Raw genomic sequence first — 19,255 nt, 5'->3', positions numbered from 1 at the left:
CTTGGCTCCTGGCGAATTGGACGAGGTGGAGGCACGGGCTGCCGCGCTGCTGGAACAGATTGCGGCGCAACGTACTGCTCGGCAGAATCATACTGCCACCTCGCCCGCCGACGACACCACCGATGCGTTCGTGGTGTCTCCGCCTCCTGAGCCGGCTCCCGCTGCACCGGCGCGCCGGCTCGCCCCGCCACCGTGGCAGATGCACAGCACGATCGGGTCCAGGGAGTTCGCCGAACGATTCGAGCTCGATGAGCCGCAACCGCAGCGTAACCCCGAGCCGGCAGCTGCACCTGAACCTGAGCCTGAGCCTGAGCCGCCGACCGGTTTGATCCCGATTCCGCCACTGCCGCCAAGGCATGCCGCGCCGCCGGAGGCAGGCCCGCAGCTGCCTGCGCCGCCACCACCGCCACCTCCCCCTCCGCCGCTACCTCCGCTGCCGTTTCCGCCGCCGGGTTTCATGCCACCGCTGCCGCCACCGCCGGCGGGCATGGCCCAGCCGCCGCCGCAGTATTCGCCGGTGCCACCCTCACTCGATGACGCCGGAATCATCAACCGCGCCCGCAGCGCGCCCCACTCCGGGTGGCGCCGAGCTGTGCATCTGGCGAGCGCCGGCCGCTTGAATCCCGGCGAATCGCGCAAAGAGCGAGAGCGCGAAGACCTGCTGGCCCAGATCCGGCAGCCGATCGCCGGGGACTTCCGGATCGCGGTGCTGTCGATCAAGGGCGGTGTCGGCAAGACCACCACCACGCTGGGGCTGGGCTCGGCGCTGTCGATGATGCGTCATGACCGGGTGATCGCGGTGGACGCCAATCCGGACCGCGGCACTCTGGCCGAGCGGGTCAGGGACGCGTCGAGCCAATCCACGGTACGAGATCTCTTGTCGGATACTGATATTCAGCGCTATTCCGACGTCCGTAGCCACACCCGGATGGCGGGCAGCCGACTGGAGGTGCTGGCCAGCGAGCAGGAACCGGCAGTGTCGGAGGTGTTCGGCGAATCGGACTACCGCCGCACCATCAGCATCCTGCGTCGCTACTACAACATCATCCTGACCGACTGCGGTACCGGAATCATGCATTCCGCGATGGCCGGTGTGCTCGATCTCGCGCACGCGATCGTGCTGGTCAGCTCGCCGGCGATCGATGCCGCGCGCAGTGCCTCGGCGACGCTGGACTGGCTCATGCAACACGGTCACTCCGCGCTGGTCCGCGAAGCGCACGTAGTGCTCAGCGCCTCGCGACCCGGATCGGCAAAGCTCAAGCTGGACAAGGTCTACGAGCACTTCGAAGCCAGGTGCCGCTCGGTGCACATGATCCCGTTCGATCCACACCTGGCCGAGGGCGCCGACGTGGACTTCGACCTGCTGGACCCGGCAACGCTACAGGCGTACCTGGAACTGGCAGCCGCCGTGGCGGAAAAGTTTCCTCGGCTGCGCGGTGCGCCCCAGTACCGCTGACCACCGCCGTCGGCGACCGAGGCAAATAAGATCCGGGCCGGCTACGGGTGTGGGAGCTATCGGTGGGTGACGTGGACTGTCGAGTTGGCCCCGGTTATCTACGCGGTAGTGGCAAATTGCGGTGCGAGTGGCATTGCGGCGATGGCAATTTCGCAAACCTAATTGTCCGCGCCCTCAAATACGGTAAGCCGTAATCGAATTCGGGAAAGGGCGTGGCGGCGTCTTTGCGATTCTGGAACACTGACCGGAATGAGCAACGATGCCCTCCGGCATCAGATGACCGAGGTGCTGGCCTTGGTCTCCGAGCAGATGGCCGATATTGCTGCGGTGCAGCGCGAGCAGGCGCAGCTCACCGCGAGTGCTGAGGAAGCCGATGGCTTGGTCGAGGTGACGGTCGACGCCCGCGGCCACGTCATCGAGACCGTCATCGACGAGTCGTATCTCGAAGAGTACGAACTCGAAGAACTCGGTGGCCACGTCACCGCGGCAGCGCAGTCCGCGGCGCAACTCGTCGCGCAGCGGGCGGCTGCCCTGATGATGCCGATCGAAGAACGGCGCCGGATGATGCCGGGGCTGTCCGACATCGCCGACGGTGCGCCCGATCTGCGCGACCTGACCAGAGCTGTGTTCGGCGCCGACGATGCAGGCGTCCAGCCGAGCGAGCCGGACGACGACGACCGGGACGAATCCGCATTCCCCACCGTGAGGAGCTGAATCGATGGCTGACGAGCTCGGTGTCGGACCTTCTGACCTGCGCGCAACCTCGAGGAACCTGAACGATGTCAGTGTCAGGATGAAGAACGTTCTGTCCACCCTGCAAGCGAATCTGGCTGCCGAAGGTGCCGCCTGGGGCGACGACAAGATGGGTGACGGCTTCGCGAAAGGCGGCCAAGGATATCTGGCGCAAAAGGATTGGGTCGACGGCTCCGTGGCAGTCAAGACCGATCTGCTCGATTACTACTCGGACGGTTTGAAGGGCTCAGCGGACTCCTTCGAACAGCAAGATCAGCCGTAGCGGTCAACGCCATGAGGTGGTGCGCCGTGTAGGCCGGTCGCCACACCGATTCCCTTATGGACATTCAGATCCCACCCGAGCTCCAATGGGTGTCGTATCTCGCGGGCGGTGAGTGGCCGCAAGGCAGCGAAACCCGCACGCGCCGGATCGGCGAGCACTATCAAGCTGCGGCCGAAGCGCTGCAGGAGCTCATCCCGGACTTGAACCGGGTCCGCGGAGAAACGATGTCGGTGCTGACCGGCGACACCGCCGACGCCGCGGATCGACAGTTCGCCATGCTCTTCGACGGTGATTACACGGTGGACAAACTCGCCGAGGGCATCTCGGGAATGGGTGAGGGCGCCACCAATTTCAGCTCCGAGATCGAGTACAGCAAGTTGTCGATCATTGTCGGACTGGCGCTTGCCGCCGCTGAGATTTCCTACAGCCTGGCCATGGCGGGTCCCACTTACGGCGCGTCGACGGCCGCGATCCCCGTCATCGAGACAACGACCATCGCGTGGATACGTGCGCTCGTCATGTGGGCGATCCGGCGTCTCGGCGCGAAGATGGCCGAACTGCTGACCAAGACGATGATGAAGCGGCTCCTGGTGGCAGGCGGGTGGGAATCCTTGGAGGAGCTGGGGCAGGGGCTGCTGCAAGAGGGGATCGTCCAGGGCATCCAGAAGAACAACGGACACGCCGAGTTTCGGTGGGACCGGTTCAAGCAGACCGCGATTGCCTCGACCGTCGGTGGTGGCGCCGGCGGTATCACCGCCGTCCCGGTCGCGCACGGTCTCGGGCCCGCTCGCAACCGGTTCACCGCGGCGCTCAAGGGTGGAACCACCATGTTCTCCGCCGGGGTATCGGGGAACGTGGCCGGCACCTGGTCCGTCGGGGGCGAATTCGACACGATAGCGATCCTCGCCAGTTCCACCAGCACCAGCATCGGTGGTCTGAAAGGCATCGGCGGTGGCCACACACCTCAGCAGAACAACCAGACGAATCCGGCCGGTCCGGTGGGGCCCGAGCCCCCGAACGTCGGCCTGCGGGGCAACGAACCGGATGGCGAACTCGACAGCGGCCGGCAGGACAGCGACGACCACGGTGAGACCGACACCAACCGAACCCCACAGAACGGTCCTTCGGGGCAGGCGGCCGTCCCTGCCAAGTCGAGTCCGGGGCGCGCCGGCGCCGGGCAGACGAATAACACTGCACCGCAATCGGATTCCAAGTCCGCATCCCGCAACGGGGAACAGCACGGCGCGGCCGACAAGTCGACAGGCCAGGACTCCGACGAGACAGTCGATGACGAGGCGCCCAACCAGGTTGACGCCGAACCGGACACGACGACCGAACCCGACGAGCAGCCTTCGGCGGAGCCTCAGCAGGACGCCGACGATACCGCTGACGGGCCCACGGATCAGCCCGCGCACACCGCCACGCTCAGCCCGGACCAGGACGTCGCCGGTCCGGCGGCGAATGTTGCGACGACCGACGTGCCGCAGGCTGCAGTGGCCCCCGAGCCGGTGTCGGTCGATCCGGGACAGGTCGGCGACGGGCAGACCGACGTCACTCAGGATGTCGAAGGCGCCCAGGTCGCAGACGTCGTCGCACAGACACCTGCTGATCCGGCGCAGCAGACCTCCGTGCCGGACGCGCCCGGGCAGCAGGCCCCGGCCCTCGGAGCCCCTGCCCAACCGTCGCCGACCAGCACCGTGCCATCGGCGCCCACCTCGCAGACGTCGGTCACCACCACGCCGGCAACCCCTGAGCAGAACGCCAAACCGACTGCAGTAAAACCTGATTCGAAACCCGTCGATCCCAAGCCGCAGGCTCCGGCAGCGCGGTCCACCGCATCGGAGTCGCAGGTTGCTGGGGTGCCGGCCGCGCGTCTGCAGGACACTGCCGCCGACGTCACGCCGGCGAATGTGACGCCGGAGGTCACCGACACCGGCGGTCCGCCGCAGGGCGGCCAAAACTGCCTGCTCGACGCGGCCGATGATCTGTCTCGGCACTTCCGCAAGCCATACCAGGTGGCCGGGGAGCCGACGTCCACCGGAATGCCCGCGCAGGCTCTGTACCAGGCCATCGGGTCCCGGGCCGATTTCGCCACCTACCGCCAGATCGAGGCCAGGCTTAGGAGCATGGCGCCCGGCTCGGCCGCGGTCATCACCTCGGCGTGGGCCGGCGACGGGCAGCGCCAGGGCGGGCATGCCTATGTGGCGATCTTCGACGGCAAGGACGTCTATCTGCTCCACCGCGGTGAGCGCACGGGCTGGCCACCGTACTGGGGGCAGAGCGCGGTGTCGACGACCGCCGTCGGTTTCCTTGATTCAGAAGGTGTTCCGGTCGACAAGCTCGGGCGGCTGCCCGATGATCTCGACGCCGCGATCGCAGTGGGCGACGTGCAGGGCACTGCTGAACAGCCGTCGGGCGACCAGTGGCGCGACGTCACACCGCAGAGTCAGATCGCTGACGCGGCGCTGGCCAAGCGCGTGCCTCCGGTAGATGCCGGTGACCTGCGGAACCCGTTGGGGTTGATGGAGTCGGCCGACGCACGGGCCCGCGCGAACGCCACCTGGTGGGCCGGGTTGAACGGTGATGAGCAGCGTGCCCTGATCGACACGTACCCGCAGCACATCGGTAATGCTGAGGGCATTCCGCCGACCGCCCGCCACGAGGCGAACACTCGCCAACTCGACGCCGAACGCCGGCAGTTGCACTCCTGGCGGGACAGCGGTCACCGGCTGAGCCGCAGCCAGAGCCGCATGCTGGCCCGGCTGGACCGGATCGACAGCGCACTCGCCGACGCACAAGCCCGCGCCCAGGACGCCGGAGTCGGCCCGCCGATGGTGCTGGCCTTCGATGCCTCGGCCTTCGGTGGTGACGGTCGGGCGATCGTCAGCTTCGGCGCTGATCCGTATCAAGCTGATTCGGTGTCGTGGCACGTGCCCGGGCAAGGCACCACGATCGACTCGATCGGCGCCGGTATGAACGACGCGCTCAACCACCTGCAGACTACCCAGCAGGCGAATCCGGGATCCTCGGCAGCGTCGATCGCGTGGCTGGGCTACGACGCACCCAGCGGCTGGAGCGGCTGGCGGGCAGCCGGACACCAGTCCGCCCGCGACGGCGGTGCGGTCCTCTACAGCGACATCCGGTCGTTCAACGCGGCGCGCGACACCTGGGCCGGCGACGGTAGCCACTTCACCGACAACCACATCTTCGCCCGCGCCTACGGGACGACAGCGGTCGGCTATGCCGGGCGAGATGGGCGGCTGGCCAACGATATTCGCGCCATCACCCTCACCGACTCGTCAGGGGCAGGCCCGGTGCGCCGTGCCGGCGAGTTCGGAATCGGGGCCGACAACGTCTACGTCGCCGCCACAGCTCGGGACCTGCCCACCGCTCTGGCCGGGCGAACACCGATCGTCGACGTCAGTCTCGGCGTCGATCCGTGGGCGGACGCCTTCGGGGCCAATCGGGGAACCGACAGCGCACAACTCGACTTGCCGAACGAGACCGACGTCCCGGCCGTGGATCCGGCGCCGGCCACGGTCCAGAGCACCCGGGAGATCGCGGATGAGGCTCTGGCGCAGCGGGATCCACCCGTCAGTGCCCGCGATATGGCCAACCCGCTGGGTGAGGCCGAGGCTGCCCGAACCCGGGCCGAGGCCAACGTGCACTGGTGGTCCGGATTGTCGGAGGATCAGCGCCAGGCGTTGATCGAGACGTACCCCGCCCAGATCGGAAATTCCGAGGGTATTCCGCCGGCTGCCCGCGACGTCGCGAACCGGACTGCCTTGCAGCGCGCCCGGGATCATGTGCGGAGCAAGCTCGATCGCGGTGAGAAGCTGAGCAAGTCGGAGCAGAAGTTCCTGCTACGGATGAACCGGTTGAATGCCTCGTTGCAGCAGATGGGCCGCGAAGCGGCAGACGCTGGTCTTGATGCGCCGCTGGTCCTGGCCTTCGATCCGCCGGCTTTCGGCGGCGACGGCCGGGCGGTGGTGAGCTTCGGTGCGGACCCGTATCAGGCGGATTCGGTGTCGTGGTTGGTGCCGGGATTGGGCACGACGATCGACAAGCTCGAAGGGAACATGCGCGCTGCGCTGAACCACCTGCAGTCGACGCGTGAGGAGAACCCGACGCTGTCGGCGACGTCGATCACCTGGATCGGCTATGACGCACCGAACGATATGGCCACCCCCCGAGTTGCCGGCTCCGCGCTCGCTCGCCGGGGAGCCGAGATCCTGTACAGCGACATCAGGGCGTTCAACGCGTCGCGCGACACCGTCGCCGGCGACGGCAGCCATTTCCGTGACAACCACATCTTCGCGCACTCGTACGGCTCGACCACCGCGAGTTACGCGGGTCGGGACCAGCGGCTGGCCAACGACATCCGCACGGTCACCCTGCTGGGTTCGCCGGGGGCGGGCCCGATGCAGCAGGCCAGTGAGTGGGGTATCGGCGCAAACAACGTGTTCGTCGCATCCTCCTCACTGGACCCGGTCGCCGGATTGGGCGGACGCGAGCGCGGCGAGAACGGCCGGTTCCTGGGCCGCGGTCTCGGCGTGGATCCGGCGATGGATACCTTTGGGGCGGTCCGGATTACCGCGCAATTCCCGGCGTCGATGAACGACGGTGGCAGCGTCGGAACGCATAGACACTATTACCGGTACATGGACGGCGACGCCGATCCGCGGGTGCGTACCGAATCGTTGGCCAACTTCGGCCGGATCGCGGGTGGGCACTCCGAAAGAGTTCACCGCGAGGAGCCTCGCCGCGCGGTCGACGGGCGCACGGTGGAACCGGCGGCCGGACGGCCGCTGCGGCTGGACGGCGACACCGAGACCGACCAGTCTCCTGATCGGCGGCTGTGGAATCCGCGCTGGCATCCGGCCGAGGTCGAGCCGTCGGCGGCGCAGGTGGCGGCGGACCAGGCGCTGGCACAACGGATCCCGCCGGTGGGTATCGACGACCTGGTCACTCCGCTGGGAGACGAGCCCCAGGCGGCGGACCGGGCCCGCGACAATGCGTCGTGGTGGTCGGGATTGGACGACCAGCAGCGCGCCGCGCTGCTGGAGGCGTACCCTTATCAGATCGGCAATGCCGAAGGTATTCCGGCGGTCGATCGCGATACCGCCAATCGCCGTGTGGTGCAACGCTATCTGGACCGGGCCGCCGGTATCCAGGCCCAGATCGATGCCGGCGCCCGGCCCACCGATACGCAACTCGATTTCCTGCTGCGGGTGAATCGCCTGGACAGTGCACTGCAGCGGGCCGATGCGGCCGCTGCGCAGGCCGGCGTGGGGGAACCGCTGATCCTCGCGTTCGACCCGCCGGCATTCGGCGGCGACGGGCGCGTGCTGGTGAGCTTCGGCGCCGACCCGTATGTCGCGGACTCGGTGTCGTGGTACGTGCCCGGCATGGGGGCTCAGATCAACAAGCTCGACTACCTCATGCACTGCGCGTTGAACATCCTGCAGTCCACGCGCGCCGAGAACCCCACCTTGTCCGCGGCCTCGATCGCCTGGCTGGGCTATGACGCACCCAACGACTCGGGGACTGTGCGGGTCGGTCGTTCGACCCTGGCGGAGGCCGGCGGCGACATCCTGCACGCCGACATCAGTGCGTTCAACGCGGCGCGGAACGCATTCGCCGGGGACGGCAGCCGGTTCCGCGGCAACCACATTTTCGGGCATTCGTACGGGTCGACGACCACCAGTTTCGCGGGACGCGACGGCCGACTGGCCGAGCACGTCAGCACCATCACGCTGATCGGTTCGCCTGGTGCGGGTCCGCTGCAGCATGCCGGTGATTTCGGACTCGATGACGGCAATGTGTTCGTCGCCTCGTCGTCGCGCGATTTCGTGACCGGACTCGGGGGGCGGACCTCGGACTCGATGGGCCGCCTGGGCAGGGGTCTGGGTACCGATCCGGCGATGGACACCTTCGGCGCGCAACGGGTGCGTGCGGAGTTCCCGGCGTCAATGGACCGCAAGGACACCACCGCGACCCACAACGCGTACTTCGACTTCCAGGAGACCGACGGACCGGGTACCCGGCAGTGGCTGGTCACTCCTGCGAACGCAATCCCATCCGAATCGCTGGCGAACCTGGGCCGTATCGCTTCTGGGCACACCGGTCGGCTCGACCTCGAGAACCCGCGCACCATGCAGGAGCGGCCCGGGCGAATATTCGGAACCCGCAGGGAGACAGTTGAACCCGCGGCCGGACGGAACAACACCCAGGGGCGCCACTGGTGGAATCCGCGGTGGCGGGATGCCGACATCGAAGTCGATCCGGACCAGGCCGTCACCGAACCCAACTGGTCCGCGGACCCGAGCGGTCACCAGCCACAGCACGCGGCGACCCGGGCGGTCGCGGATGCGGCTTTGGCACAGCGGATTCCGCCGGTCGCTGTCGACGGCCTGGTCAATCCCCTGGGCAGGGGCGGGAATGCCACGGCGCGGGCCGAAGCGAATGCGCTGTGGTGGTCGGGGCTGACGGAAGATCAACGCCAAGCATTGATCGAGTCGTATCCGTCGCGGATCGGCAACGCCGAAGGCATCCCGCCGGTGGCCCGTGACGTCGCGAATCGTCTTGCCATCAAGCGTTTCCAGGAGCACGTGCAGTCGATGATCGACCGTGGTGTGCGACCGGGAAAGAAAGACCTCGCCAATCTGCTACGCGTGAATCGGCTGGACGCCGCCTTGCAGGCCGCCGCCCAGAATGCAGCGCAGGCCGGAATCGGCGGCCCGACGGTGCTTTCGCTCGACCCGTTCGAGTTCGGTGGCGACGGCCGCGCGGTGGTGAGTTTCGGTGCCGATCCCTATCAGGCGGACTCGGTGTCGTGGCTGGTTCCCGGCTTCGCGACCACGGTCGACAAGCTCGAAGGGAATATGCACAATGCGCTGAACCACGTTCAGTCCACGATGCACGAGAACCCGACGCTGGCGGCCACCTCGATCGCCTGGATCGGCTATGACGCACCGAACGGCATGGCCAGCGGCCGGGTGCTGAGCCCGAAGTTGGCGCGCCAGGGTGCCGAGATCCTCTACGACGACATCCGGGCGTTCAACGTCGGCCGCAACACCCTGGCCGGTGACGGCAGCACGTTCACCGGCAACCACGTCTTCGGCCACTCCTACGGTTCGACGACCGTGAGCTACGCGGGCCGTGGCGGCCGGCTCAAGGCTGACATCCGCACCGTGACGCTGCTGGGCTCTCCGGGCGCCGGACCGTTGCACCACGCCGGCCAATTCGGGCTGGACGACGGCAATGTGTTCGTCGCGTCGTCGTCACTGGATCCGGTCACCGGGTTCGGTGGGCGGCGAGCCGAGCAGAACGGCCGCTTCGCCGGACGTGGCCTGGGCATGGATCCGGCCATGGATGAATTCGGGGCGGTCCGGGTGGCCGCCGAGTTCCCGGGCTCGATGAACACCGCCGGTACGTTCGGAACTCACAAGAACTACCACCACCTCGTGGATCGGGGCGACGGAACACAGGTACGTTCTGAATCTCTGGCCAACTCCGGGCGGATTGCCGCCGGCCGCACCGACAGGGTGGACCACGAAGACGGCCCCCGCCGGGTTGTCGACGGGCGCACGGTGGATCCAGCCGCCGGAAGGGCGCTGCGACTGGACGGCGATACCCAGATCGACCGAGGCGAGCCTCGGCGCTGGAATCCACGATGGCATCCGGGTGAGCCGGTGTCGACTGCGACGCGCTCGCTGGCGGATCAGGCCCTGGGGCAACGGATTCCACCGCTGTCCGTCGACGATCTGAGGCATCCGCTCGGGTCGGAACCGCAGGCGGTGGTCAAGGCTCGCAACAATGCCGGCTGGTGGTCGGGATTGTCGGAGGAACAACAACACGCGTTGGTCCGCGCGTATCCGCAGCAGATCGGCAACGCCGAAGGCATCCCCGCCGCTGTTCGTGACACCGCAAACCGGGAGATGATGCGGCATTATGCCGCTCGGGCCGCGGCGGTGCAGGCCAGATTCGATGCCGGTGAGAAACTCACCAAGCAGGAGCTCGACTTCGTGCGGCGGGTCAACCGACTCGAAACCACCATGCAGCGAGCGGAAGTGGCGGCCCAGCAGGCCGGGGTGGGACATCCGCTGCTGTTGGCACTGGATCCGGGGGCCTTCGGCGGTGACGGCCGTGCGCTGGTGAGCTTTGGAGTGGATCCGTACACGGCCGATTCGGTGTCGTGGTACGTGCCGGGTCTGGGTTCGCAGCTGGACAAACTCGACTACATCATGCACTGCGCGTTGAACATCCTGCAGTCGACGCGCGCCGAAAACCCTTCGCTGGCAGCAGCGTCCATTGCCTGGCTGGGATACGACGCGCCGAACGATTCGGCATCGGCGCGAGTGGCGCGTCCGGGCCTCGCCCGCGCCGGTGGCGAGATGCTGTACACCGACATCAGCACCTTCAACGCGGTGCACGACGCTTTGACCGGCGACGGTAGCCGGTTCACCGGCAACCATGTGTTCGGGCACTCGTACGGGTCGACCACCACGGCCTACGCGGGGGTGAACGGCCGGTTGGCTCCGCACATCAGCACTGTCACGCTGATCGGCTCACCGGGAGCGGGTCCGCTTCAGCAGGCCAGTGACTTCGGAATCGACACCCGCAACGTATTCGTTGCCTCGTCGTCGCGGGACTTCGTCACCGGACTCGGCGGTCGGACCTCGGATTCGCGGGGCCGGCTGGGGATCGGCCTGGGTACCGATCCGGCGATGGATACGTTCGGTGGGCAGCGGATCAGCGCCGAGTTCCCGGCATCGATGGACCGCAAGGACACCCTGACCACTCACAACGCCTATTTCGACTTCCTGGAGACCGATGGCCCGGGCACGCGGCAGTGGCTGGTCACTCCGACCCATGCGGTCCGTACCGAAGCACTGACCAACATCGGCCGTATCGCCGCCGGACACCCCGAGCGGGTCCACCTCGAACCACACCGGACCGTCGCCGACGGAAACGCTTCCCGCACTGTCGAACCCGCGGCCGCCCGGCCGGTCATGCGGCTCGACGACGATCCCGGTGTCTTTCACCCGACCGACACCCACAACCGAAACCGCGTTCCCCGCTGGACCCAGGGCAACGATTGCGCCCAGGTTCTGGCCGAAGAAGTGCGGGCCCGCACCGGCCGGAAGGTCCAGCTCGACGTGTCCTCACGGCGCGGAACGCCGGCGCGGGCGATGTTCAAGGCGTTCGGGTCCAGCGCGAATTTCGCGACGTACGCCGAGATCGAGCAGGAGTTGCTGGGCAGGCCGTCGGGCACGATGGCGGTGATGGCGTCGCGCTGGAGTGGCGGACAGCCGGTCGGCCACGCGTACCTGGCGGTCAACGTCGACGGCCGTGTGCGTCTCTACGACCCGCACACGCGCCAGTATTCGGGTTGGCCACCGCACTGGGGGCAGGACGCGGTAACTCAGACCGCCGTCGGTTATCTGGACGAGAACGGTGTCCCGTTGAAACGCGGGCGGTGGTACAACCAATTCGCCGCCTCTGCCATCGGCACCGTGCAGGGGATGCCCGACGGTGTGGACCACGGAAACATCGACGGCAGAACGGCCGCCGAGCGCGACACCGCGAATCGTGCTGCACTACAGCATTATCGGGAACGAGCTGACCACATCCGAACCAAGCTCGACCAGTTCGGCCCGACCACCCGCGAAGAACGTGCCTTCCTGGAGCGCATCGACCGGCTCGACCTCGCGGTGCGCAAGGCCGATGCCGACGCTGCCCGCGCCGGTCTCGATGCACCACTGGTGCTCGCCTTGGACACCTCGGCATTCAACGGCGGCGGTCACGCTGTGATCAGCTTCGGTGCCGACCCGTATCACGCCTCGCACGTGACGTGGCAGACCACGCGAGGGTCGATCGACCAGCTGGGCACCGTGACGGCCCGTGCCCTCGACGGGCTGCAAGGCACCCGGCAGCAGGATTCGGCGGCCATCGCGTGGATCGGCGCGGACACCGGGGCATTGCACCAGGAACTGGCAGCCTTCCGCGCGACCCGGCAGTCTTTGGGAGAGCCCGGACTGTTCACCGGCAATCACGTTGTCACCCAGGCCGACTCGCGGACTCCCGCCGAGCGTCCCGCGACCCAGGTGGTCGCGCACCGGGGCGCCTCCCACGACTTCCCGGAGCAGACCCGGGCCGCGTACGTCGAAGCGTTGCGACAGGGCGCGGATGCCCTCGAGTGCGATGTCCGGCTCACCAAGGATGGTGAGCTGGTACTGATCCACGACAAGACCGTGGACCGGACGTCGAGCGGCACCGGCCGGGTCGGCGACATGACGCTGGCCGAGCTGCAGGCGCTCGACTACAACGGTCACGGCATCCTGACCCTCGATGAGTTCATTCAGCTCGCCCAGGACGCCGACCGTCCGGTGACATTGTTCATCGAGACCAAACATCCTGCCCAGCAGGGCTTGAAGATCGAACGCGAGGTCGTCGCCGCGCTGGAACGGCACGGGCTGACGAATCCGGGGCCGGACCAGTTGGTCAAGGCGGCGGTCATCTCGTTCTACCCTGATGCGCTGGTACGGGTCCGAATGGCCGCCCCGTACGTCCCCACCGTTCTGTTGGGCCCGTCGGCCCGGTATCTGGCCGGCATCGTCGGCGCCACCGCGATCGGTCCGTCGATCGACATGCTGCGCAACAACCCCGAACTTGTCGGGGCAGCGGCCGCACGAGGGCTGGCCACCTACTGCTGGACGGTCAACAACGAAGCCGACGTGCAATTCGCGCGAGATCTGGGCGTGGACTGGATCGCCACCGATCATCCGGGCCGGACCGACACCATGCTCGGGGAGCCGGCAAACCAGCAAGAGGCCGACGCGGTCCGGCAAGAAGCCGGTACCGCAACGGAACCCGCTCGTCACGACCTGGTTCGGCAGGTGGCAGACGACGCGTTGTCGCATCGCATACCGCCGGTGCGCCCCGACGAACTGCGTAATCCGCGGGGGCCGGCAGAGGAGGCTTCGGCACGTGCGGCCAACAACGCCCGCTGGTGGTCCGGGCTGACCGACGAGCAACGCAGCGCCGTCATCGAGACCTATCCGCAGCACATCGGCAATGCCGAGGGCATCAACGCGGCCGACCGTGACCGCGCGAACCGCCTTGTCCTGCAGCAGATGCGCCAACAGGCAGACGCGCTCCAGTCCAAGGCGGATCGCGGAGAACGGCTGAGCAGCGCCGAGCGCAAGTTCCTCCGCCGGATGGACAAACTCGACCTCGCACTGCGTAAGGCTGCCGTGGACGCCGCACAGGCCGGGGTGGCCGGACCGTTGCTGTTGGCTTTCGACGCAACAGAATTCGGCGGCGACGGCCGCGCCGTGCTCAGCTACGGCGCCGACCCGTACACCGCCGACTCGGTGTCCTGGCACGTGCCGGGGGTCGGCACCACGACGGACGCGCTGCTCGGCTTCAACACCACGACCGCACTGAATCACCTGCAGGCCGTGCAGCAGCAGAATCCGGGATTGTCGGCGGCCTCGATCGCCTGGATCGGCTACGACGCCCCGAGCGGTTGGAGCGTCCTACGCGCCGCGGGGCACGGCATGGCCCGCACCGGCGGTGACATCCTCTACAGCGACATCCGGGCATTCAACACCGCCCGGGACACCCTCGCCGGCGATGGCAGCCACTTCACCGGCAATCATGTTTTCGGCTACTCCTACGGATCGACCACCACCGGATACGCCGGTCAGAACGGGAGATTCGCCGGGCAGGTCCGCAGCGTGTCCCTGGTCGGCTCGCCCGGGACCGGCCCGGTGCGTACCGCGGGTGAGTTCGGGATCGGCGCCGACAACGTTTTCGTCGCCTCCTCGTCGCGCGACGTGATCACCGCGTTGGGTGGGCGCACCGCCGGCTCCAACGGCCGCATCCTCGGGATCGGTATCGGCACCGACCCCGCCATGGATTCCTTTGGCGCCGTGCGGGTCACCGCCGAACCGCCGTCTTCCATGAACCGCGTGCCGACCGGCGGCACCCACCACACCTATTTCCTGAACACGGAGGCGACGACAAACCTGGGTCGTGTCGCCGCCGGGCGTACCGACGCCGTTACCACTGAACAGCACCGCACCGAGCTGGGCCGGAGTCGGCACGCGCCGGTGCTGCGGACGGTCGAACCCGCCGGGGATCGGGTTGGGGGCCGGCGATTCTGGAATGCACTGTGGCGCCGGCCGCCCAACTGCGCCGTCACGGTCACCGAAGAGTTGTCCTCGCTGTTCGAAGGCCGCAAGTTCGGTCTCGACGTCGGGCCGTCACGCCGCGGCGTGCCGGCCCGGGCGCTGTTTCAGGCGATCGGATCCGATGCCCGGTTCGCGACGTACGACGAGGTCGAAGCGGCCCTGCTGGGAGATCCGTCGCTGCGGGCCGCGGTGCTGACCTCGCAGTGGGCCGGTGGGCGGCAGGGCGGTCACGCCTACCTGGCCGTCAAGGTCGACGGTCGGGTGCAGCTGTACGACCCGCACACCCGTAAGTACTCGCCGTGGCCTCCGCACTGGGGCCGGCATGCGGTGACGCAAACCGCCGTCGGCTATCTGCGCACCAACGGCGATCCGGTCGGCCCGATGACCGTCGACGTCCCACTGCAGCTCGACGCAGCCGATGCCGTCGGCAATGTGCAAGGCCCGCAGAGTGATTCAGACTTCCTCCAGGGCCAGGCGGAGTACCGTGCGCAGGATCCGGCCACCCGGCTCGTGGACGCCCGCTACGCCGAACCGCTCGGTGACGTGGTCGACAACGCCACCGACCGGGCCCGGGTTCGCCAGCTCGCCCGGGACCTGTCCGGGCGATACGGCCCGTACCGCATTGAGTTCACCGCCGAGAACCTGACCAACTCGGTCCAGCTGACCGGCGACATCTTCGACGGTGACACGAAGATCGGCACCATCATCCGGGAGTTCTCACGGGACCCTGACGGCACCCTCGTCGCAGCCCACACCGGCCTGCACATCGATGACAAGCAGATGCGCGGCCAAGGGTTCTCCAAGGCCGTGACCTACGAGCTGGAACGTCTGTATGTGCGCTCCGGCTTCGACCGGATCGAGCTGACCACCCACGACAAGGGCAGCTTCGCCTTCGCCAGGCGAGGTTACGCCTGGGACCCCAGGCCGCGTCAGCTGCAGGAATCGCTCGACCGGGTGAAGATGTCGGCCGGCAAGCTGCGTGAGTCCGTCAGCGAGGAAGCCAAGGATATTCTCGATCGGGTTGTGCAACAGCTAGATCCGGGCAATCCACGGCTGCCGGAGCCCATCGATCTGGCGAACCTCGCCACTCGCGAGGAACCGGATCTGGGCCAACGACTGCTGGACGGCGCCGCTGGGAAACACACCAACGCCGTGCACTACGTCAAATACCTGGACCCGGAGTCGGTTGCTCCGGCCCGCAGCGGTCTGAAGGGGTGGCTACAGAACTTGTTCGGGCGCGACTCCGCTTCGCGCCCGGCCGACGACAACTGCGCCTACGGCGTGGCCGGCGAGTTGTCGACGATCTACCGCAGACCCTTCGACATTCGCATCGCGCCCTCGCGCACCGGGGTACCGGCCTGGGCACTGTTCCAGGCGGCGCAGTCCCGCTCCCAGTTCGCCACCTACGACGACATCGAGACCGAGCTGCTGGGCCGGCCGGCTCGGTCGTCGGCAATCGTGGTGTCCCGCTGGGCAGCTGACGGCAGCCGTCAGGGCGGGCACGCCTACCTCGCGGTGACCGATGGCACGCGGGTGCAGCTCTACGACCCGAAGACCAGGGAATACTCGCCGTGGCCACCGTACTGGGGCGAGGCCGCGGTGGACCGCGTCGCCGTCGGCTACCTCGACCACAACGGCGACCCGGTGGACCGGCTCAGCGATGATGTGCCGCTGCAGATCTCGCTTCAGGCTGCCGATGCCGTCGGCGATGTCAAGGGCCCTCCGGGTGGCTCCGATTTCGGGGCAAGACAACAGAATTACCGCGACCAGGACACGACCACCCGTCGTGTCGATGCCCGCTATGCACAACCATTGGGGCAGGTCGTCGACAACCTCGACACCGCACAGGTGCGGCAACTGGCCGCGGATCTGTCCGGCGTTTACGGCCCATACCGGGTCGAGATGTTCCGGGCGATCGCCGACGACCGCAGTGGCGAGGTCATCGTCGGCGGCCTGATCCTCAACGGCGATGACGAAGTCGGGTTCATACAGCAGACCTACGTCCGAGACAGCGCGGGAAATCTGGTTGTGCATCAGAACGTGATCGAGATTCCTGACCAGGACTTTCGTGGCCGGGGCTTTTCGAAAGCCGTACGAGCCCAGCTGGAAAGTTATTACGTAGCATCGGGCGTCGACCGCATCGAGCTGCGCACCGAACAAGACGGCGGCTACGCCTGGGCGCGCCAGGGCTTCACCTGGAACCCTGACCCGGAGAAGTTGCGGGCATCTGTCGAGGACGTCAAGCAGTCTGCCGTGCGGCTGCGCGCCGAGGTCAGCGCCGAGGGGAGAGCGGTCCTCGATGAGATTGTGCGGCGGCTGGATCCTCGGCGGGCGGATCTTCCCGAGCCGATCGACATCGCGGCATTGGCCACGGTCGAGGAACCGCACCTCGGGCGCGACCTGCTGACCGGGACGCACTGGAGCGGGGTCAAGTATCTCGGGGCTGCCGATGCGATGGCACAACAGGACTACCGAGCTGAGGATCCCGCCACGCGACGTGTGGACACGCGCTGTGCCGACCCGCTCGGCGAGGCAGTGGACAGCACCGACCTGGGACCGGCCCGCCGGCTCGCGATGGACCTGTCCGGAAGGTATGGGCCATACCAGGTCGAGTTCGAAGCCGCACCGAACTTCGACGGCCGGGGTTTCGATCTTCATGGCACGATCCGCAGCGGCGACACCGAAATCGGCCTCATCACGCGGCACTTCTATCGCGACGGCGACGGCAACCTCGTGGTCGAGAACATCCTCGTGGAAATCACGAACACCGACTACCGCGGAAAAGGTTTCTCGAAAGCGCTCGTGTCGGAACTCGAGCAGTACTACGTGCGATCAGGTGTCGACCGCATCGAGTTGATGTCCGACGAGCAGGGCAGCAATGCATGGGCGCGTAGGGGGTTCACCTGGAATCCCGACCCGGATCTCTTGCAAGAGTCACTCGACGGTGTCAAAGAAGCCGTGCGCCAACTGCGTGACGAGGTCAGTCCCGAGGCTCAGGCGGTGCTCGACGAGATCGTGACACGACTCGAAGTCGATCACCCGCGGTTGCCCGAGCCGATCGAGCTCGCGCTGCTGGCCACCATCGCCGAACCGACACTCGGCCGCCAACTGCTCGACGACACCTCGCTCTACTACGTGAAGTATCTGCCCGGCCCGGCGGGCCACGTCGAGGTCGACCACGACACGGGATATCCGGCTGACGACGTCCCGCTGCGGTTGGGCACTTCCACGGACGTCGTGGATCCGCTCGGCCGCCTCGGTCTGCCCGACCATCAGCCGGGCACGCTGTCGACATCCGAGGCCATCACGTTGTTCAGCGATGGCGAACTCCGGATGCGCGAGCTCAACGAACAACTCACCCGCGAAGGTGTCAGCGCCGAAGACCGTGCCAGGCAGTTGACTGAGCTTCGAAACGCCTTGCGGGCTCGGGCATATGAGTTGATGGAAAACCGCGTTGCGGCCGAGTGGTTGTCGGCCAACACGACCAACCCGACGTTCGCCGACCTGGTCGACCGTCGCGAGGAGAGCGGGCTCGTCGGTGACGCCGCCTTCGAGGCCATCATCGACAGCGCCACCCACAGCCGGCTCGAACCGGGCAGCCTGTCCGACATCGAGACCGGCGCGGTGTACTCGCAATTCGAACTCGGCCTGCGCGCACTCAACGAGCAGATGATCCGCGACGGCCTCAGCGCCGAGGAGCGGGCCAGGACGCTGTCCGGCCTGCGAAGCTCGTTGCGGTCCTGGACGCGCGAACTGATGGAGAACCGCTCCGCCGCGGACTGGATGTCGGCCAACGAGAGCAACCCCAGCTTCGAAGACCTCGTCTCCCGGTACGAACGCAAGGGCCTTGCCGGTGACGACGTGTACAACGCCATCATCGACGCCGCCACCCACAGTCACTATTCGGCGGGAACCTTGACCAACGAGGAGACCCGCACCGTCTACACCAACTACGAGCTGCGGATGCGGGAACTGCGGGACCAACTTCTGCGCGACGGAGTGAGCGTCGAGGAACGGGCCAGGACCATGTACGGGATGCGAGCGACGATCCGCAGCTGGACTCGGTCCCTGATGGCAGACCGCGCGACCGCCGACTGGCTGAACGAGAACGAACAGAATCCGACGTTCGAGGACCTCGTGGAACGAAACCGCGCCAAGGGACGTGTCGGCGATGAGATCTATGAGGCCATCATTGCCAGCTCCACCCGCAGCCGTGGCAGTGTGAACGCAGATCTCGGTATCGATCCGGAGAACCCGCCCGATCTGCCGCCCATGCGGGGGCCCGATGACGGCAGACCGGATCAGGATCAGGAAGAGGACAGCACATGACCAGCCAGAAGCGCACACCGCTGCGCTACGACCAGTCCGGGCTGCGCGGTAAGCGCGCGCACGTCCTCGTCGACGAGCCCACCGACGAGATCGACTGGCCGGCGAACCTGCCCGCAGGCATCAAAACCGTTGTGATCGTGGATGACACCCCGAACCCGCATCACACCCTGCGGGTGCATCCGGTCGACGATCCCGATCGGGTCGCCCTCGTAGTGTTCGACCAGCTGGCGCTATGTCAGGAGGGTGGGGAGTAGG

The 19,255-nt window shown here is 67.2% G+C and carries 4 protein-coding genes and 1 pseudogene; all 5 read left to right on the top strand.

Features of this window, described 5'->3' with window-relative positions; translation table 11 throughout:
• Positions 1-25 precede the first annotated feature (25 nt).
• Positions 26-1,456: pseudogene (locus BKG60_RS00980) on the top strand (MinD/ParA family ATP-binding protein); the annotation flags it as partial.
• A gap of 249 nt (positions 1,457-1,705) precedes the next feature.
• The gene (locus BKG60_RS00975; RefSeq protein ID WP_075909002.1) at positions 1,706-2,170 is read left to right on the top strand and encodes a YbaB/EbfC family nucleoid-associated protein; all 465 of its coding nucleotides are present in this window, start codon (positions 1,706-1,708) and stop codon (positions 2,168-2,170) included.
• 4 nt (positions 2,171-2,174) lie between these two features.
• Positions 2,175-2,471, top strand: a complete 297-nt coding sequence (locus BKG60_RS00970) for a WXG100 family type VII secretion target (RefSeq protein ID WP_070943786.1) — start codon at positions 2,175-2,177, stop codon at positions 2,469-2,471.
• Positions 2,472-2,527: 56 nt separating this feature from the next.
• Positions 2,528-19,000 (top strand): alpha/beta hydrolase, encoded by a 16,473-nt coding sequence (locus BKG60_RS31285; protein WP_075909001.1) that lies wholly within the window; start codon positions 2,528-2,530, stop codon positions 18,998-19,000.
• Positions 18,997-19,254: a DUF7161 family protein gene (locus BKG60_RS00960; RefSeq protein ID WP_070943788.1), complete on the top strand. Its 258-nt coding sequence runs from the start codon at positions 18,997-18,999 to the stop codon at positions 19,252-19,254. Before BKG60_RS31285 ends, BKG60_RS00960 begins: the two co-directional genes overlap by 4 nt.
• Position 19,255 lies beyond the last annotated feature (1 nt).

It is taken from the genome of Mycobacterium syngnathidarum (assembly GCF_001942625.1).
Taxonomy (GTDB): Bacteria; Actinomycetota; Actinomycetes; order Mycobacteriales; family Mycobacteriaceae; genus Mycobacterium; species Mycobacterium syngnathidarum.
This window is presented reverse-complemented; position numbering and strand designations above follow the sequence as displayed.